Genomic DNA, 19,489 nt, shown 5'->3' with positions numbered 1-19,489 from the left:
GGAATGCGAGTTTCCATGTTTTATCTCCTTGAATATGCTGGAGATACAATGCCTTTTTGCTAATTATGTTCCAAAAGTGAATAGATATGCGCCAAAAAGGACAGAAAACATCGAAAACAAGACGGTGATCATTACTTAAAATTCTTCTTATATGACTCCAGTCTAGAACTGATAATACCAGTTTATCGAGAATTTTAGTTGATGGGGGGGATAAACGGTCTATGGGGGTATGGCTCTCTTTTCCCGTTCTGTACTGCAATGTTTAAAAGATTGAATGTCGTTGTGAAGTTTAATCTTTCCCCCTTAGCTTAAAAGTAAGCTCTCTTAATGCTTTTCTTTCAATTAATGTCCCAGATACTGCTTGAGGAAAACTTTGTCAACGCTTTTCCATCATTGATTATGTTTGAAGGTAAAAAGTAAAATTCTGGAGTCTTTATTTTATTATTCATTTTTTTGTAAAAACAGCGCGTCTTCTAAAATTTTAGTTTTTTATATTGTACTTATAATTAAAAGAATGCTTCAATTATTCAAAATAAATATCAAAAGTATTCAATTCAAAAAGCTATGAGAGATAAAAGAGAAGGAAGAAACATTAGTGTTCTAAGCTGTTTTTCCTTCTCTTATTGCTCTATATCAAAACAATGCTAGAAAAATTTTCTAAGTTCTTTGAGTAAAAACTCCCAAAACCAGAGAGGAAAGTTGAAAAGTTTTGAGACAATGTCCAAAAGTTTTGAGATTCTCTCCAAAGGTTGTTTTTTAGTTTCGCCCGCAGTTTTTTTATACGATGTAAGAGCACTTTGATTTGAGAGATAAATTTGGTTCGATGGACCATCTTGTATTAAGAAAGTGCATTTTGTAAAGGTCATGCGTTCCACCTTTATGACGTAGGGATTATGAACTGTAATCGGTTCATAGGTGCTACAGGTTTTCACTTTTGCATTTGCAGTTGTCATGGATTCTGTTTCAAATGTATTTGTATAAAGGTTACTTGTGCGTTTTTCGGGTTTACTGTCGATTAAAATACATTCATCCATTATGCTTTTTATGGGTGCATTTACTTTGTTTATAAAGTTTTTGAGATGTTTAGAAAATTGAGTTTCTAAGGATAGGATTTTTAGGGATGGGATTTTTATGATTGTATTCATTTTATCAAGTTTTTTTAATACTTTTTTTATTAAAGGCCCGTAAATGTCTTTAATGTTTAAAAAATCACGAACACCAAGTTTACTGATGGCATTATAGGACCACCCTGAAAGACATGCGATCATTTCAATTGATTGCTCGTCGCCTTCTTTGCTCTGTATTGCTTTTAAGTCTTTAAATTTCGGGCGGCGTAAGGTGATTTCTGTGTATGTCTTTCCTTCCACTTTAATAGGTCCAAGTAATTGGTACGTGGCTCGTTCTGTTATATTCATTAATAGCTTCTCCTTGCTTTCTACATTAGATGCAGAATGATTCGTCAAATTTTTATTATATCATGTTTGTCAATAGCTTAGGCAATAAACTTTGTGCTGGCTATGTAGAATGAAATTCTAACAAAATGGACAAGATGAATTTAGATTTTAGAGCGAGATAGAAGCACAATTTGCTTTATGATATTAGTGGGCTATTAAGTTTATTTGCTCAATTATTTGTGTTGATAAAGACTTCTCCATGAGCCATTATTATATGCTGTATTGTTACAATAATATTTGCGTGGGGAGTTTTGAGGAAAGGGAGTTTGTGGCTTCTTTTTTCTTTGAGCGTTGTAAACCACTTCTGATAAAAGATGTTGTCGGGAAAGTGATGTTGTTATCATGGAGAGGGATAGTGTTTGGGAGCGTTTTTGTTGATGATATCAATGAAAAAAAGCTGATGAAGATAGGGCAACATGAATACAACAAAATGCGCTATTTCGGATTGGGAAATATATCTCTGAAGGAGAGTTTTGATCTTTTAGCTTCTTTTGCGTATAGTTTTAAAATTGCGATTTGCTATGCTTTAAAATTAATTATAAAGTGAAGCACTAAGTGTTTATTTACGTGTTGAGTGTGTGCGTGCGGATCATACACTGGATTTATGTATCAACAAGCTGAATTATTCTCGAATAAAGTAAAAGAATAAAGAAAATTGATTATTTTATTCCCTGTGGATAAAGTTAAAATAGCTTTATATTTATAAATATAAATTATTATTTTTCTATAAACGTAAAATTTAAATATTTTTAAATTTAAGAAATGTGACTTTCCTGATGAAACATAAATATACATTACCATTCATTATACTTATCGTATGTTTATCAACAGGAGGTTTGATTTCTACCGATATTTTTTTACCAGCACTGGGCGATATGCGTCAATATTATCAAGTGACACAATCTCAAATTCAAAGTGCAGTGGCGGTTTTTTTGTTGGCATTGGCACTTGGACAGCTCATTTATGGGCCGCTGAGTGATAATTTTGGGCGTAAAAAAACACTTCTATTGGGCTTATTCTTGTGGTTATTTACGACACTTGGTGTGATTTATACGGTTCATATTCACGCTTTTCTTGTGTTACGTTTTTTGCAAGGTCTTGGTGCTTGTGCGGGACTTGTCTTAAGTCGTGCAATTATCAATGATTTGTTGGATAAAAAAGCGGCTGGAAAACTTTATTTGATTGTTTTCCCTTTTATTGGAATGTCGCCAGCACTTGCACCTTTCATTGGTGGACTTTTGATACAGGCTTTTCATTGGCAGGCAACTTTTATCTTTTTAAGCTTTTTTATATTTTTGACCATTTTGCTATGTTGTTTTGTGCTAAGCGAAACTCTGCCCCCTCAAAAACGGCAGCATTTTTCTCCGGTAGGATTGATAAAGGCATATTTAGGCGTTTTCAGAAATAAACAATTTATTTTTTATGCACTTATTCCGTGTTTTTCTTACGCTGCCTATTTTGCTTATATTGTGGAGTCGCCTTTTTTACTCACGACTTTGGGGTTATCGCCGATACACATTAGTTATAGCTATATTGGTGTCTCGTTTCCCTATATTTTGGGAAATCTTTTGGCGCGATGGTTTTTTGAACGCGAGTCTATGGAAAAAACTGTGGGGAGAGGGTACATTATTTTTGTGATAGGTGGTGTGCTGTTTGCTTTGCAAATGTATCTAAGCCCATGGCCCCTTGTGACAAGTTTTATGGCTATTGCTGTTCTTACTTTTGGCAATGGTTTTTTATTGCCGTTAGGAACAGCGTTGGCTATTTCATCGCATCCGAAAGCTGCGGGAGCGGCTTCTGGTGTTATGGGATCTTTGCAATTAGGAAGTGCGGCACTCAGTGCAGCGGTTATCGGAAAAATCTCTGGTCATAGCCCACGGGCTATGGCAACTTTGTTAGCTGTGTGTTGTATGATTGGTTTTATCATTTATATTCAAAAAGCGCGTCATTTTATGACTTCAGAAATAAGCTGAGTAAATGATAAAAAGAAAGCATTATGCGGAAATGCTTTTGATATTTTACACAAATGGGGCACCTGTACATTAGATGAATTTTTTTATTAAGTTGCTGGATTGAGTGGGTTTAAAATTTGTTACAAGCTTAGTTTGAGTTTAACAAATCGATTATTATGGGGGGAGAATATGAGCCTAGAGTTTCAACATATTTTCATTATATTGGGTGGGAAAAGTTCTGGCTCTAATGCATGTTTAAAATAAGGGGAGGAATTGATCAATGAGCCTTCCTATTATTATTCTTTCTCCTGTAATGCCAATTTGGGATGGTGGTGTTTTTTGTTCTCCATTGACAAAGCTATGTTCAACAAAAGGATTCCCTGTCACTCTGCTGGATACGCTTTCTCTTTTTCCTAAGGGTTCTCATGTTCTCAATTATTCTGCTGTAGACACTTTATCTTTTATGGCAGAAAAACTTAAAAGCTATTTTAAAGAGCCCGCAGTGCTTGTGGGATTTTCTATGGCTGGAACATTGGTACAAATATTGGCAGTACAGCTTCCCAATGTTCAAGCTGTGCTTGCTGTGAATGCGCCTGGCTATCCAGATAAGGTTTTGCAACGGCGCCTTGGAGATATTCTTGCCTCCTTAGAAAATAATGATTTATCGGGGGCTTTGGAAATACTCAATGGTTTTATGCATCCTTCTGGCGTTATGAAAAAAAGAGCCTTATTGGAGATTCCTGATGAACAAAAAAGCGTGGCAATTGAACGCATGACAAGAGGCTTTAAACTCTTATTAGAAATAGATGCTAGAGATGAGATAGTTAAGTATAAGGGGAAGTTTTTAGCTTTAGTGGGAGAAAAGTCGCAACTTGCAACGGTAAATAATCAGACGAAAAGTCATAATCTGAACCATGAATATAAGATTATCTCTGGTGCTGGTACGCGTTTGTGGGAGGATAATCCTACTATGACGGATGCAGTTATTGATGAGTGGCTGGAGGGATTATGAAAAAGAAAGTTCTTGTATTACCTGGTGATGGGATAGGACCAGAGGTTTGTGATGCTGCGTTGATGGTTTTAGAGCAATTCCAATTGCCGATTGAATTAACTTATGGTGATATTGGTGTTGAATGTTGGAAACGGGAAGGAGCTTCTGTTCCTCAAGCGACTTGGCAAAAAATTACTCAGAGTGATGCTATTTTACTTGGTGCTGTGACCAGTAAAGGAAAAGAAGCGGCTTTAAAAGAACTTGAGCCGCATTTACGAGAGAAAAAACTTGCCTATGTTTCTCCCATACTTCAACTTCGCCAAAAGTTAGGTTTGTTTGCGAATATACGTCCTGTAAGATACATCTTTGGTCCGAGAAAACCTTTTCATTTTTGTGTTATCAGAGAAAATAGTGAAGGCCTTTATGCTGGATTGGATTTTCGGGGTATTTCTCCTGAAACAGCCGTTTGGCTAAAACATCCAAATTTGACAAAATATGGGCTTGAGGAAGCAGCGTGGACAGTCCGTTTGCAGACACGCTTTGGTTTAGAGCGGTTATTTGAATATGCTTTTTCGTATGCAAGGAAATATAGCTTTAGGCGAGTTACTTTTGCTGATAAGCCCAATGTTATGCGAGAAAGTGGACAGTTTGCTCAGGAAATTTTTGAGAAGATTGCGCAAAACTATCCGGAAATTGAAGCAGATATTCAGAATGTTGATGCGGTTGCTTTGTGGATTGCAACCAAGCCAGAGCAGTTTGGTGTGATTGTTGCTGAAAATATGTTTGGCAATATTCTCTCTACTCTTGGCTCTGGTATAATGGGGGGATTGGGGTTTGCATCTCATGTGAATGTGGGGAGCGAGATTGCTTGTTTTGAACCTGTTCATGGAAGCGCACCACGTATTGCTGGACAAAATAAAGCCAATCCTTCTGCGATGCTTTATACCACGGCTTTACTCTTAGAGCACTTAGGCTTTAAAGATGCAGCAAAACAATTATCTGAGAGTGTTGATCAGGTTATTCGTGCTGGAAAAACCGTTACCTATGATCTTGGAGGTGTCGCCTCTACCCGTCAAATGGCTGAAGCTGTTCGCAATTCTCTTGTGAATCCTATCTTTGTTTGTCGTGCGGCGATCATTACCGTTGGTGATGAACTCCTTTCAGGACAATATTTGAATACGAATTTACAAGATTTAAGCCAAAGCTTGAACAAGAGAAATATTCAAGTCACACGTCATTTTGTTTGTGCTGATCAATTACAGCAAATCAGTGAGACTGTTGTTTCTTGTCTTGGACAAGAAGATCTTATCATTATCAGTGGGGGATTGGGACCAACATCAGATGATAAAACACGCGATGGAGTTGCTCAAGCTGTAAAGCAGCCTTTGGTACATCATGAAGATGTTTGGCAAACAATAAAAGGTCAATTACAACGATTAGGGATTACGGCGGATAAGAGTAATGCACGTCAAGCATTGTTTCCTGAGACAGCAACTGTGCTTGATAATCCTACAGGCACAGCACCAGGGTTTTATCTCTCTTGCGATGGAAGTACACTTGTTGTTTTGCCTGGTCCACCATCACAGGCTCTTGCGCTTTTAGAGAATTATTTAGAACACAACGAGAAGAAATATTTTTCTGTATCGCGTGCGGAGTATGCATGGACTTTGATTGGAATTGATGAAAGTACTATTGCGCAGTGGGTTGATGATCATCTTGAAAATGAACCCTTTGAACGGCATTTTTTATGGAAAAGCCCCTATGTTTTGGTGCAACTGGTTGCTCAATCAGAAGCGCTCTTGGAACAACATTTCGTGGAAGCATTTGAAAATCATTTTCACCCCTATTTAGTTGGGGCAGAAGTTACTACTGCTTGTAAACAATTAGCGATGCATGCAGAGGTTCATTGGTTGGGCAATGATCCGCTGCTTTTAAAATATTTTCAGCCCATAGAAAAAGGTAAACAAGATATTCCACTGCTTGAGGTTGAAGTGAGCCTAGAGCCTTCTTTGGAGACATTAGAAAATCAAGCAGAAAGCCTTGGACATGCCACCATAACTATACGGATGAAAGGTTATGGTGATGATCGGGTAACTTTTCCCTATACACGACCACTTTTAGGTGTCGTCTTACAAGAATATGCAGCTTGGGCTGTCTTAAAAAGATATTTGAAAATGGAGAAGAAAAAATGAACCTCTATGGGGATGTAAAATATTGCCTAAATTATTGAACGTTCTATTATAAGAAGTACTTTGATCCTTTTCTTCAGTGGTTTTTGTCTATAGGGTAATTTTTCTTTTGATGTGTCATTAAATGACTTTGATTGATTCAAGATTAAGAAAAACTTTACGATATTAGGCTCGCTATATTCAATATTTATAATGATTAATTATGATTATAAATCAAGATGTTATATTTTATAGAGCCTATGACAAGGAATCCAGAGACTTCGTGTGCCTTAAGCGTTGTAAATAATTGAGATTCTTTGTAAATCAAACAGCGATGTTGTGAAAAGACAAGAAGTTATGTTATTTACAGGAAAGCTTTGCAAATTTTATTGAACAATATGTCCGTGAAGAGTTTATTGCGAACATGTGCCGTTCTGTTATCTGATAATAAATTGCTGTAAAGAGCTCATAAAATTTTTCCTTTAAGTTTTTGTGTGATTGCATGATCGTTGGGGGTTCACTTCCGAGGGGCTATATTTTTCAATTTGATAACAGGACGAACTATTTTTCTGTAAGACGTGAAGATTTAAGGAGTGATCATTTTACGCTTTTGTTTTCTTTTTGATTGGTAATTTGTAGGAATTTTTTTGGGGAAAATATTTAATGTGGTTAAAAACATTTTATGCGTGTGTGGGAGAAAAATAAAAATGTGGTCTTAATTGTTGATAAGAGTGTCAATATTTTTGATGAACAAATTTTAGTCGTAATTCTTAGTATCTAGATGGGAAGTTTATTGCATTTTTTAACAGTTCGTATTCTATCTGTTGTGATGCGCAGTGGTTTTTTAAGCAAAAAAGAAAGGGCTTTTATGTATCAGATTGATTACAACAGTTATCGTTCTGTCAAGAGTTTTAGTCGTCGCGTTCATTTTCTCGTTATGCATTATACGGCTATTGATTTTAAAGCCTCGATTATGGCGCTTACAGGAGAAAAGGTTAGTGCACACTATCTTGTTCCTGATCCTTCAGAGCAGACATATCGTGAGGCAGGCTTTAAGGATATGCGTATTTTTAATCTGGTTGATGAAAATGAGCGTGCATGGCATGCGGGTGTGAGTTCATGGGCTGGGCATAGTCATCTCAATGATGCATCTATCGGGATTGAAATCGTTAATTTAGCGACTTATCATGATGGGACGGGTATGTTTCCTCCTTATAATCCAATACAAATTGATGCTGTTAAGGAACTTGCCTTGAATATTCTTCAACGGTATCCCGATATTATGCCAACAGATGTGGTGGGACATAGTGATATTGCCATTGGAAGAAAAAGTGATCCAGGAGCAGCTTTTCCATGGAGAGAACTTTATAGCGCAGGTATAGGAGCATGGTATGATGATGAACTAAAAAGTCATTATCAAGAGCAATTCTCTAAGAATTTGCCACCCAAAGAAGATGTTTTGGCGAAGCTAAAATGTTATGGATATGACATTTCTGCTGCGTGTACCCAAACAGGATACAAAGATTTGATCCGAGCATTTCAACTTCATTTTCGTCAAGAAAATTATGATGGGATTCTAGATGTTGAAACAGCAGCAATTCTTTATGCATTGGTTGATAAGTATTTTCCGTGAATTCAATGTGTTTTAATTGAAAATATGGCTTATGATTACGTGTAAGCCTTTTTATTATCAGGAAAGGCTGCTTTTTGCCAATTGGCTTTATGTAAAAAGGGCATTAATCGTGTAAAAAATCCCCTGTAGGGTATAAGGCGTTTTATGGAAACATAACTCTGAAAGCTCTATGATTTGCAGAGATTAAATTTTATTGTTTCTTTGTCTTATATTTTTCTTCCTTTAAAAACGCATAAAGCCAAGATGTTGTGTATATGATGACATGTTCCTTACGCAGGGTAAAACGCTTCAAATAAAATGGATTTGTATTGTATATTTACATGCTTGTTTTAAAGAAATGTCTTTTAATGTGTATTACAACACTTATTTTACAGCGACGTTCATAGAGAATATAATCTAAAATCCTCTATGAAGTGTATCCTCATTTTTATGCTTAATAAAAGTGCCTAGCATTATCGTACACTTTGTCAGATCTCAATGTTACGACAACCCTTGGAACTTAAAACGATACATAAAAGGGTTTTCTTTACTCGTTTTTATTCACACGGCTCTCTCCGCTTGTCGTGTACAAGTGAAAGGTTTTGGTTGATTGAAACATGCAAAATTATAAATTATGATTATAAATCAAAGTGATGCAGATTCAAGAAAAATAGGGGCATTTACAGATTGCTATTGATAGGGGGGCTATTCTTTAGAAGGGGAAGAGGTCAATTCATTTTTTTGAAGATATATCTCTTTTCTCTTTTATTGCTTTAGGGGATGTTTGCATCGTTTTGACAGCATGTTTCTTAATGATTAAGTTTTTTAATGAAGCAGTGTTATAAAACGTTGTGTTTTAGAGTGTTGATAGAAGACACATTCAGGCATATCAAAAACACAATGATATCTTGTTTTTTCAATATTTTATCTGTTCAGTGTAGAATTTATTTGAGAAGATCATGACCTAAATTAACAAAGGTTAGAAGTAAATTACCAAGAAAGACCAATTTGCTCATAAAGCAAAGGGGTTATTCATGCTTTAAAGGGCAAGGAAGAGATTGTGTTTGAAGTGATGTGTAAAAGCCCGTGTGAGGTGCTCTTATCAAACATATCAGGTTAATCTTCTAAGAGTAGTTTTATGAAACTAAGTCGGTTTTTTTTCGAGAGACAAGACAATACGTATCAGGAAAAGATATTCATGATATTTGATTTCAAAAATAAAAACTGGCAAACCATGTTGCCAGTTTTTAAAAGTTGTAGCTTAAATAGGATTAGAATGAACGCTGTAAACGGATCATACCTTGAAAAGCACTTTTCTTGTTGAATAAATGTTTTTCATCATTATTTTTATCCGTCACAACGCGATCATCGTTCCAAGAAACATAGGTTAATTCAGGTGTAATCACAAATCCTGGAACCAGCGTGTATGTAATATTTACAGAAGTTGCAAAGGTTTTTACAGCACTATAAGAAACTTGAGCATTCAAATTTGCTTTTGGAGTAAGCTTGTAAGTGGCACCCGCCCAAGCAGCCCATTTACCACCCCAGTTTGCATAAATTGTTGTGCTTTTTCGTGATAACTCATCATTTGCATTTACTGTGTAGTAATCAAGTCCATTTTTATAGCCAGCCATTACCCATAGATTGAAACGATCGTTGACATTGAAATCTGCACGTACTTTTCCAGCCCACTTTTTGTAGTAAGCATCATATGCTGCAACTGCTGAAAAACCACCCCATTTTTGCATGAACTTTATACCCAAAACCACATTCGGGGTGTAATTTTTAATTGCTTTACTTGGAAGAGTGCCCTCAGTGATAGAAACAAGCTTATCATCTTTATCAATGTAGTATCCTGTTATTCCTGGAAGAGAATCTGCATTATTGCCTAATTCAGCGCCGATAATAGCAGAAAAGCCGGAGTCACCACTAAAGGTGTAGGAAATAAAATTGGTGCGTGTTGTGCCGGCAGGCGCTATGCTGTCATCATTGAGAACATTTCCATAATCACCAGTCCAGCTGTTGAAAATTGTGTCATCAAGACCTACGCGAAAACCACCCAGTTCAATGTAAGCCGCGGCAAGCTTTGCAGCAGCGTTGTCTCTACCATCACCCCAGTTTGAATAAATTCTTGCATATGAACGAAGTGTTCCCATTTCTGTTTCAGAAGCTGCTTGAAAAACAAGGGTGAGCCGTGATGCTGCGCCATAGGTTTTTCTTTTGTTTCTTAGTTCAGTTTCGGTTGTTGCATCGATATTATCACCGCCTATAAAATCAGTACGAACATTTCCTGATAAACGCATGCAGGTTTCTGTTCCAGGGATATAAAAATATCCTTTTCCATAGGCATCACAAACGCGAATATATTCTACAGGTTCGGGTTCGGCGATAACTGTTGAAGCAGCATGTGCTCCAGAAATTGCTAAAAAAGCTGCTGTAGAGCTTAAAAAGAGGGATTTAATATTCATATGGGATCTCCGAGGTCCGGTTAAATTTCTTCTAAAGAGTACCATTTGCCTAACGCATTAAGGACAAAGACATAAGTAAATACGCAGCACTTGTTATCTTAGCTATAACTAATCTTTTTAGAGTTTCAAATGTGAAATTACCTTTTTGTAATATATACATGTACTATTCGAGATGCTGTGGTAAAAAAGACACAATTTTTGTTTTATTAACTTTTGCTCCTTATGGGATCAATAAAGGAAAAAAAATTCAGATATTTGGGAAAAAAATCGAAAATGTCTTGAACTTTCTGTTGATACCATTTATGCCTCTCTGTTGGAGAGGTGGCCGAGTGGTCGAAGGCGCTCCCCTGCTAAGGGAGTAGGGCTCAAAAGGCTCTCGAGAGTTCGAATCTCTTCCTCTCCGCCATCTATTGTTATAAAAGCAGTTGACTGTGTATCGGAATTCTGTTTATCCCGTTGGGATTATGCCTCTCATATAAAAAGCATGTTCTAAACACAAATATACTTGTGTTGCCGATTTATGCGCTTGTTTTAAAGAGATATCTTTGCAATGTGTGTAAGCCCATTTTGCGACGCTGCCTCGTAAATGGTATAAAACACAAAAGTTTCTGTGAGACATATAAAGCCTTATAAAGCCACATCATTTGTATACTTATGAAGATGCAAAGAGGCATATTATATATCTGCTTATATATCTGCCTTCCTGTTGTTATAGATTTTGACTATGAGAGTTCATAAAAGGCATTTTTCCTTTCTAAATCGTTTTTATTTATACGGCTTTCTTTGCTTATGATGTGCAAGCAAATGATTTTGATTGTTTCAACCATAAAGCAGATTTGAAAAGAAAGAATCTTACAATATTCGCGTTTGGTATATTATCATTATAAATCAACGTGTTGCTTTATATTTGCATTGTGTATTGAAAGTTGGATGTGGCAATGCTCTCAAAAAAGTTATAGATTTCTTTTAGAAGAAAACATTGTGGGTGAAATGTTATGGTTTTCCTCTCATAGAGACTTTTGAGAGTGTTTCATCCATCTCATGACAACCAAACCACACATGAAAAAAGTAATGGTCGGTAATATTAGGTAGTAAGATGGAGAAACTTTTGCAGGAAGAAAAGAAATAATACTCAATACTGTAATTGAAAATATTCTTCCGCTAAAAGAGACAGCACCAACAACACCGGAAATATGCTGCGTTTGTTTTTGGTTAAGTTCTGAGAAAAATAAGCTTTTTGCGCCGATCGGTACAGTGCAAATAAATCCATGGATTAAAGAGAAGGCGATGACTGATGCAGCCGTTTGATGGCTATGAACTGAAAAATAGAGCGCTATGCACATCAGCGCAGAAAAGAAGGAAAAATATTTTATAGAATTCTTATATTTTTTATCAAGAACATGATACTTAGACATCAGTAAATTTGAAAAATATTGTGCTGAAAAGGCTCCAATATGGCAGCACATCAAGACGAGCATTTGCGAACCGTTGAGGTGATGAATTTTTCCCCCTAAAAGTATTATTGGTTGCCAGAAATGATAAATAATCTGAATACCAGCGCTAAAAAGGCACATGAGGAAAATAAACCATGCTCCTCCTACTGTATTTTGAAATATCCAGAGCGTTTCCTTGGCATTGTGCAAGATTGTTTTTGTTTTGGACGTTTCAATTGTCGTTTTCTTTTCTTCAGGAACAATAAGGAATATCAAAAAAATAAATCCCATCATGAGGCATGAGATGATATATCCCATAAAATATCGTCCAGAGTAATAGATCGTTCCAATTCCTACAATCCCACTGAGAATACTTCCAAAAGAGTTAACCTGGTGGTAGAGATGAGCATAATGCGAAAAGTGATCCTGTTTATCGCCTAGAGAATGGTAAATCCATCCGTCAATGGCGCTGACAATGATGCAAATGCCTGCTGCATAGAGAATTTGCGCAATAATAAGTGCTGTCATATTGGGAGCTTGAAGGCATAGAAGATAAAATACTCCTGTCATAAAGACCCCAGCCATAACGGAATATTTATGCCGATATCTGTCAGATAAAACAGCGCAGGGAAAATCAAGCAGCAGAATGGTGGTGGAAAAGACAACCTGAAGCAGAGCTAATTGCGCCAGACTCACTCCCATGGACATTAAAAAAATCGCATGGTAAACGCCGATCAGCATGCGGATAGCGTTATAGGATCCATAGGTGAGAGCAAGGGTGCGAGGTCTGTTCATTGTGTTGTTTCATAGATTGTACAATAAGAATTTTCACTAAAAAGAATATTTTTCTGTGAAAAGATAGCGATTTCATATCCCCATTTAGGGATCAGTGGAAAGAAGGCTTCCATAACCACCCCAAAATTTAAAAGGCCTCTTAGTCTATATGGGACTTTAAAGCGTATTAATGAGAGAAAATGATGCAATTTTGAAGTGATTATGAGAAGCAACATAAGCCTCATAAATGAGATTGTTATCTTTTGAGGGGAATTGCTTGTGGGGCTGTTTCTTCCATAGTAATCATTTTGTCTAGATCTGTAAAATGACCCTAGGACGGCAAGATCATTGACATAATTAGGACTTATAGAAGTGTGTTTATTTTTTATACACCATTTACTGATCCATTCTCTTTGCTGATCAGCTGAAATAGCACAAATGATCCATAAATCGGTTTTTGGTAATTTTTTGATATCTTTTTTTATAGTCATCAACATTTGTAATCCCCCCTTTCTTTCTGACTGTTTCTCCGTATCACTTTACGTCTAAAAAAGTTTTTTTCAGAATTCATCTTTACTTTATTTATTAAAAAGATTGTCTCGCAAGGTGCTTTTTAATCACGTCATTACGATTAAGAATTAAATTTCTGATATAAGAGGAAGGGTGCATGATACATTGTGACTAAATACATAAATCCCTCCGTATCCTGAAATGACGATTTCCTTTTGCAAAACAGTATCTTGAATGGAAGCTCGATAACCATTACTTTGATCATGAAATGATACCCTAAAAGAGTGCTTATGATTGCTTGAAGATATTCTTTAGATATTACAGAAAGAACAAAAAAATAGTTTAAAAAAATTAAACTTGGGATGAAAGCTTTCATCTTATGACGGATAATGGTGAATTTTAAACTTCATCTACTGTTTTTTTTGAGCTACTGTGCTGTAAGAAAGATCAAACTCCCCCAATTCATGTCTTTAATTTAAGTCATTGATCATAAACATTATATACTGTCTTTTTAAATTATAACTTTGCTCATTGCTTGTCTTCACTGATTAAATCAACATTTCTCTAAAATGCTACTTGAGAAAAATGCATCCTATCAGTTTAATGTTCTATGATCTTTTAATTAATTTAAAGAAGATAACATAAAATATACGATAAAAAATGAATAAATTTCAATTTTTATAAAAAAACAAACTTTTTACTGCTGCTGATAAAAAACAAAGCTATATTAAAAGTAGCCTTTATACCCTTCAATACTATTGATTTTTGGTTGTTACCGGATGAAGGTTCCTTTGTTTTGGAAAGAGCAGAGCAGAATTTAAGAGCAGAATGGGCGCGTGCGCAAAAGCTTGTCCTTGATCTCTCTTTAAGTTGGATACTAAGCCGCTTGATGGTTGAGGGTGTTCACCATGTGAACATAACGCAACCTTGTGAGGGTATTTTAGTCATACCTGATGAAGCAGAGCTTTAGGGGATATTGTCTTGTTTGAACGGGGGCGTGCTTATTGATTTCCTCGTTGTTATTGCTGCTTAATTTCAGCCATTATTTTCTGAAAAAGAAGCTTTGTAGGGAGAAGATCATACATGGAGCAGGGCGTAAAACGATGAAATGCATATAACTGATCCAGTAATGTTGACAATAATCGCTCAATATGTTCCTCTGGTTGTTCAAACAAATGGCTAGATTGGCTTTTATTCTCTGAGATAAGTGCTACCCTCGATGAGATAGAATGCGGATGAGCGAATTATTAGTTAAGGGATTAGAGTAATGGGGGGAAAAAATAATCGTCAAGATTTGAGTTATTTCAAAATCGCTGTGTTCGGTATGATTATTATGATTTTGGGGATGGGAATTGGGCGATTTTTCTATACGCCGGTATTTCCAGTTATGTTGGATGAAGGATTGTTTACCTTTAAGCAACTTTCTTATATAGCTAGTGCTAATTATGGCGGTTATTTAGTTGGGAGTATGTTTTTTTCGTTTTGCAGAGTTGGGAATATATCCCGTGCTCCCTACATGCTATTTGGTGCAGCTATAGTGACGAGTGCACTTATTTTTGCCATGGCGTTAACAACAAACTTTTACTTGGTCTTCTTTATCCGCTTTGCTGCCGGTATCGCGAGTGCAGCAATGATGATTTTTGGTTCTATGACGGTTATGCAGCATAGTCACAAGCTGTGGGTTATTGCTTCGCTCTATGCAGGTGTGGGAGTTGGTATTCTGCTGGGTAATGAGTATGTTATTATTGGTTTGAGTAAATCGCTGAACGCGAAAAATATTTGGTTTGGAGCTGGTTTTATATCTGTTGTATTGTTGCTCTTGTTGTTTATTTTATTTCCACGTCGTGTTGATGCGTCTCAATTTGCTATTAATGAGTCATTGGCACACGAAAATATCGTTTGGTGGGAACTCGCTCTGATTTATGGGCTTGCTGGGTTTGGTTATATTATTGTCGCGACATATCTTCCTCTGATGGCGAAAACATTTAATTTCCCACTACTCGCTAACCACTTATGGTCGTTTGTCGGAATTGCCATTGTTCCTAGTTGTTTCATTTGGTTATGGGGAGCCCATCGGTGGGGGGTATTACGTTGTCTGATGCTCAATTTGCTTATCCAAGGAGGATGCGTATTACTGACATTATTCAGTCAGTCTCTTGTACTGATCGTTCTCAGTTGTATAGGGTTTGGATTTACTTTTATGGGGACGACTTCTTTAGTTATGCCGTTAGCTAAGCGTTTATATGCGCCGTATGGCATAAATCTGCTAGGCTTGGCTACCTTAACTTACGGTTTTGGCCAAATATTAGGACCTCTCTTGACGAGTTTTTTACAGTCTGGTTCACATGCCATTGCGCTTTCCGTTATCTGTGGTGCTGTAGCGCTTTTTGTTGCTGCTGGAATCTGTCAATATTGTCTTTGTAAAAAGGTCGTTGGCGTTTCATAAACCCGCAATCTTCACTAAAAAGTCAGAGAATTTATTCCATTCTTTTTGAAACATTTTGTGAAAGTCAAATTATTCTAATAGGGGAGATTACAGAATGCTTCACTCTACAGTCGCTATTTTGGGCGTTGGTCCTCGTGGGATCAGTATTCTCGAACGCTTGCTCACACTTTATTCCCATTATCCATTTTCTGGGAACATTGATATTTTATTGATTGATCCCAATGAGATGGGAACCGGTACCCATAGTGTGCATCAGCCAGATCATTTATTGGTTAACACTGTCGCTTGCCAGATTACTTTATTTGGTGATGATACAGTTAAGGGTGTCGGGCCTATTCGTAAAGGGCCGAATTTCTATCAATGGGCTATTCAACAAGGTTATCGTAATATTAACGGTGTTTTTTCTCGTACAGAGCATAATGTTGGGAGAGAAATCAAAGAAAATGATTATTTATCACGTCGTTTGTTAGGGGAATACCTGTCTTGGGCTTACCAAGAGCTCACGCAAGATTTACCTTCCGGTATTCGTATTAAGGAGATCCGACAAAAGGTTATCAATCTCCATATCCACCAAGATAATAAAACGGATGTTCTTTTGGAAGATGGCTGTCATTATAGTGTAGATTTTGTTTATATGACCACGGGTCACGGTAAGAATATATATTCATCGCATGATGAAAGCCTGCAACAGTTTGTGGCTGGTCACCAAATGAAAAACGCTCTTCTGAACTATTATTCGAATCCTTATCCAATTGAAAAGTTGGACTCTATACAATCTCAGTCTCGTGTGCTGGTGCAGGGAATTGGATTAACTAGCTATGATGTCTTGTCGCAATTGACTTACGGTCGCGGTGGGACTTTTACTGAAAATGCTGGACAATTGCGCTACATGCCAAGCGGCAAAGAACCGAAGATAGCTCTATTCTCCCGTCAAACATTGCCTTTTAGTAGTCGCGGGATTAATCAAAAGGGGGGTAGTGGGCAATACATACCATCATTCCTTACTCTCGATGCAATACATCATCTGCGTATGCAATCCAGCATTGCTAACGGTTCTCCGAAGCTGGATTTCGAAACGCAGCTTTTACCTCTGTTGCTTAAAGAAATGTGTTATGTCTATCGAAGTACGCAGCTGGGGCACTGGCTAGACCCTGAAACCTATGTTGTTACTTCCAAAGACGAGCAGTGTATTCAAGCGTTGCTGTATCCTTATCGAAATAAAATATTTGCTTCTTTGAAGGATTATACAAGATTCTTCATGGAGCATTTGAAGGACGATCTTCATTCTTCCGCTGCAGGTAATGTTGATGGCCCAGTGAAAGCTGCTACAGATGTGCTACGAGATGTCCGTGATATCTTACGTTCAGCAATTGATTTTTGCGGGTTAACGTCTTCATCTCACAAGTACTTTATTGAATATTTTAATCCAAACTTTAACCGTATTTCTGTCGGCCCACCGATGCAGCGAAACCAAGAGTTGAAGGCTCTGATGGAGGCTGGTATCGTGACTTTGGCTGGCGGACCTTCACCTAAACTTGTTCTCAATGCTAGTACCAGCCGTTTCGAAATTCAGTCTGTTTTTCAAGATGAAAACAGTTCAGTTGATGGAGATGTGCTGATCAAGGCCAAGATTGATAGTTTTTCTCCGTTGCGTGATGAGTCCCCTTTTATCCAGAATTTGGCTGGTCAGGGCATCATTCGACCATTTATCAACCAAGGATATCATCCTGGTGGTATTGATATTGACCGTCGGCAGCATCCTATAGACACTAAAGGGCAAATACAAAATACATTATGGGTGGTCGGTAATCCAGTAGAGGGGCCCAATTTTTATACATATATTTTGCCTAGGCCTTTAGTTAATTCTCGTGCACTGCGGGATGCAGGGCGCTGTGTCACTGACATGTACGAGCAGCTTCTTAATCGCTACTCAGTCAAAGATTCAACAATTAATGTACATTGATGATGTAAAAAGCTTCCTGATACGCATGTCCTCCGTATCCGTTATAATGGCGATGCTGATGCTATTCATTTTTCTTATGTCTATCTCAATAAGAACTTTGTTTCTTATTCCATTGGCTGGAGTGACTGTTTTCGGTTATTTGCTTTTGACGATACCATACTGGTGGTTGAAGGGGAATGCACGCAGTGGTGTGTTCATCCTGTTGGCTTGTGCTTTAGTGCTGATATGGCGTTGGCACTTGCCTGATGTTCGTACTGTGCTTGTGCGTTTTACTGATGTCTTTTGGCTATTACTCGCCATGGGATTGTTGCGCCATGTGATGAATACATGGCGTATTTCAGAATTTCTCTCTGAACGGTTGATGCGCTATGGAAAGGGTTCGCTTACCCTGTCCATCGCGATACTGACTGCGTTTTTAGCTTGGCCGATGAGTTTGGGGGTTATCCCCCTAATGATTGATGCCTTGAAAAAAAGTGTTTTTCCCTCTCGCCATTTGGCCGCTATTGTGATGCGAATGATGAGCATCACGATGGTACTGATGCCGACCAGCATCGGTGCAGCAACAGTTTTCGCTGCTATGCCTAGAACACCAATATTCACATCCGCTGCTTTGGGGATACCACTTTTTCTATTCAGTCTGTTGTTGTTGTGCCTTTCTCCTGTTATACCGCTAGCTAACCCGATTATTTGCGATGAGAGAAGAGCGAATAAAGAAGGAGAGAGAGTAAGGATTTGGATTTTTTTGATATTTTTCTGGCTAATATTTATCGTTGCGTTGACAGTTATTAGGTTGAATGCACTAGAAAGCATTGCATTGACGGCGAGCATTCTATACCTCATTGAGCGTGGGAGTTCACGCAGTATTGATTTTTTGACTCCTTTGGTGGCAGTGATACGCAGTATATCCAGTGAAATTATGTTGTTGCTAGGTTGTAGTCTGCTAATATCTACTTGTGATTTGCTTATTCCTTTGTTGCCGGTGACGTTTAGTCACTCATTGGCATCACTCTCTGTTTGGCAGCGTTATGCCTGTATTCTCTTTGTATTGCCAATTTTCAGTGTAGTAGGAATTCACCCTATGGTGCTATTTAGTTTGGCATTTCCCTTACTAGGGTCATCGATGGCTTATGGGGTTACGGATTATTTGGTTTGGATTTGCTTCTTTATTGCAGCTCAACTCCTTTCTCCTGTATCAATAAATGCTATTTTTGCTTCCAGTAGCCTGCATATTTCACCGGTGGATACGAGCTTTAAAATGCATAGTTATTATGTATTAATATTTAATCTTTTTGCGTTCATTTATTTGAGCTTTTTTATTCAATATTTGTAAATTGTGGAGATCTTATGCCTTACATAAATATTAAAATTACTAATGAAGGGGTTACCTCTGAACAGAAACGGCAACTAATAGAAGGGGCAACTCAATTATTAGTTAATATTCTGAATAAAAATCCGAAAACGACTGTTGTCGTGATTGATGAAGTGGAGACAGACAATTGGGGTATTGGTGGTGTCCCCATTACAGAATTAAGAAAAGCTCAAAATAAAGAATAACTCTGTGTATTTGACAATAATTTAAGGTCAATAGGGTTAATCAATGTAAAAAATCCCGTCCTTTAGCAACATTTGATTAGACCGCCCTTGGGGCGGTTGTTACAGCCCCTGATGCTGACAACCAAGTTTTTCCCCTTAACGAGCCTGTGTTGGTCTTCACCCAT

The 19,489-nt window shown here is 37.3% G+C and carries 12 protein-coding genes, 1 tRNA gene and 1 pseudogene; 10 read left to right on the top strand and 4 right to left on the bottom strand.

All coding sequences use genetic code 11. The features are described 5' to 3' along the window. Window positions 1-644: 644 nt before the first annotated feature. A complete protein-coding gene (locus tag ACFINK_RS08680) occupies window positions 645-1,415 on the bottom strand; it encodes a phage tail assembly protein (RefSeq protein ID WP_375630343.1) in 771 nt (256 codons plus the stop codon). An 815-nt stretch (window positions 1,416-2,230) separates the two neighbouring features. On the opposite strand from ACFINK_RS08680, the gene ACFINK_RS08675 reads away from it, so the two are divergent. The 4 genes from ACFINK_RS08675 (at window position 2,231) to ACFINK_RS08660 (ending at window position 8,198) form a co-directional block, all read left to right on the top strand. After that, window positions 2,231-3,427: a multidrug effflux MFS transporter gene (locus tag ACFINK_RS08675; protein WP_375638797.1), complete on the top strand. Its 1,197-nt coding sequence runs from the start codon at window positions 2,231-2,233 to the stop codon at window positions 3,425-3,427. Window positions 3,428-3,686: 259 nt separating this feature from the next. Further along, window positions 3,687-4,418, top strand: coding sequence for an alpha/beta fold hydrolase (locus tag ACFINK_RS08670; protein ID WP_375638794.1), 732 nt, complete (start codon window positions 3,687-3,689; stop codon window positions 4,416-4,418). Continuing rightward, window positions 4,415-6,589 (top strand): isocitrate/isopropylmalate family dehydrogenase, encoded by a 2,175-nt coding sequence (locus tag ACFINK_RS08665; protein ID WP_375638792.1) that lies wholly within the window; start codon window positions 4,415-4,417, stop codon window positions 6,587-6,589. The genes ACFINK_RS08670 and ACFINK_RS08665 overlap by 4 nt, the downstream gene beginning before the upstream one ends. A gap of 844 nt (window positions 6,590-7,433) precedes the next feature. After that, complete coding sequence (locus ACFINK_RS08660) at window positions 7,434-8,198, top strand: N-acetylmuramoyl-L-alanine amidase (RefSeq protein ID WP_375613801.1); 765 nt, start codon at window positions 7,434-7,436, stop codon at window positions 8,196-8,198. A gap of 1,250 nt (window positions 8,199-9,448) precedes the next feature. Here ACFINK_RS08660 and ACFINK_RS08655 read toward each other — a convergent pair. Continuing rightward, entirely contained in the window at window positions 9,449-10,645 is a 1,197-nt protein-coding gene (locus ACFINK_RS08655; RefSeq protein ID WP_375612473.1) for a porin, read from the bottom strand. Window positions 10,646-10,960: 315 nt separating this feature from the next. On the opposite strand from ACFINK_RS08655, the gene ACFINK_RS08650 reads away from it, so the two are divergent. Continuing rightward, a tRNA-Ser gene (locus ACFINK_RS08650) sits at window positions 10,961-11,051 on the top strand. A gap of 601 nt (window positions 11,052-11,652) precedes the next feature. Here ACFINK_RS08650 and ACFINK_RS08645 read toward each other — a convergent pair. Both ACFINK_RS08645 and ACFINK_RS08640 read right to left on the bottom strand, forming a co-directional pair. Beyond that, the gene (locus ACFINK_RS08645; protein ID WP_375638789.1) at window positions 11,653-12,873 is read right to left on the bottom strand and encodes an MFS transporter; all 1,221 of its coding nucleotides are present in this window, start codon (window positions 12,871-12,873) and stop codon (window positions 11,653-11,655) included. Next, window positions 12,870-13,349, bottom strand: a complete 480-nt coding sequence (locus ACFINK_RS08640) for a hypothetical protein (protein ID WP_375638787.1) — start codon at window positions 13,347-13,349, stop codon at window positions 12,870-12,872. Before ACFINK_RS08640 ends, ACFINK_RS08645 begins: the two co-directional genes overlap by 4 nt. 773 nt (window positions 13,350-14,122) lie before the next feature. Between ACFINK_RS08640 and ACFINK_RS08635 the strand changes: the two are divergent. The 5 genes and pseudogenes from ACFINK_RS08635 to ACFINK_RS08615 form a co-directional block, all read left to right on the top strand. Further along, a pseudogene (locus tag ACFINK_RS08635) lies at window positions 14,123-14,370 on the top strand (baseplate assembly protein); the annotation flags it as partial. Window positions 14,371-14,629: 259 nt separating this feature from the next. Further along, window positions 14,630-15,808: a YbfB/YjiJ family MFS transporter gene (locus ACFINK_RS08630; protein ID WP_375613792.1), complete on the top strand. Its 1,179-nt coding sequence runs from the start codon at window positions 14,630-14,632 to the stop codon at window positions 15,806-15,808. Between the two features lie 94 nt (window positions 15,809-15,902). Then, entirely contained in the window at window positions 15,903-17,771 is a 1,869-nt protein-coding gene (locus tag ACFINK_RS08625) for an FAD/NAD(P)-binding protein (RefSeq protein WP_375638786.1), read from the top strand. A gap of 58 nt (window positions 17,772-17,829) precedes the next feature. Continuing rightward, window positions 17,830-19,101 (top strand): hypothetical protein, encoded by a 1,272-nt coding sequence (locus ACFINK_RS08620; protein WP_375638785.1) that lies wholly within the window; start codon window positions 17,830-17,832, stop codon window positions 19,099-19,101. A 14-nt stretch (window positions 19,102-19,115) separates the two neighbouring features. Beyond that, the gene (locus ACFINK_RS08615) at window positions 19,116-19,325 is read left to right on the top strand and encodes a 2-hydroxymuconate tautomerase family protein (protein ID WP_375607418.1); all 210 of its coding nucleotides are present in this window, start codon (window positions 19,116-19,118) and stop codon (window positions 19,323-19,325) included. Window positions 19,326-19,489 lie beyond the last annotated feature (164 nt).

The sequence above is a fragment of the Bartonella sp. AA16NXGY genome, from assembly GCF_042197325.1.
Classification (GTDB): Bacteria; Pseudomonadota; Alphaproteobacteria; order Rhizobiales; family Rhizobiaceae; genus Bartonella.
The sequence above is the reverse complement of the archived record's forward strand: the minus strand, read 5'-3'. Positions and strand labels throughout refer to the sequence as shown.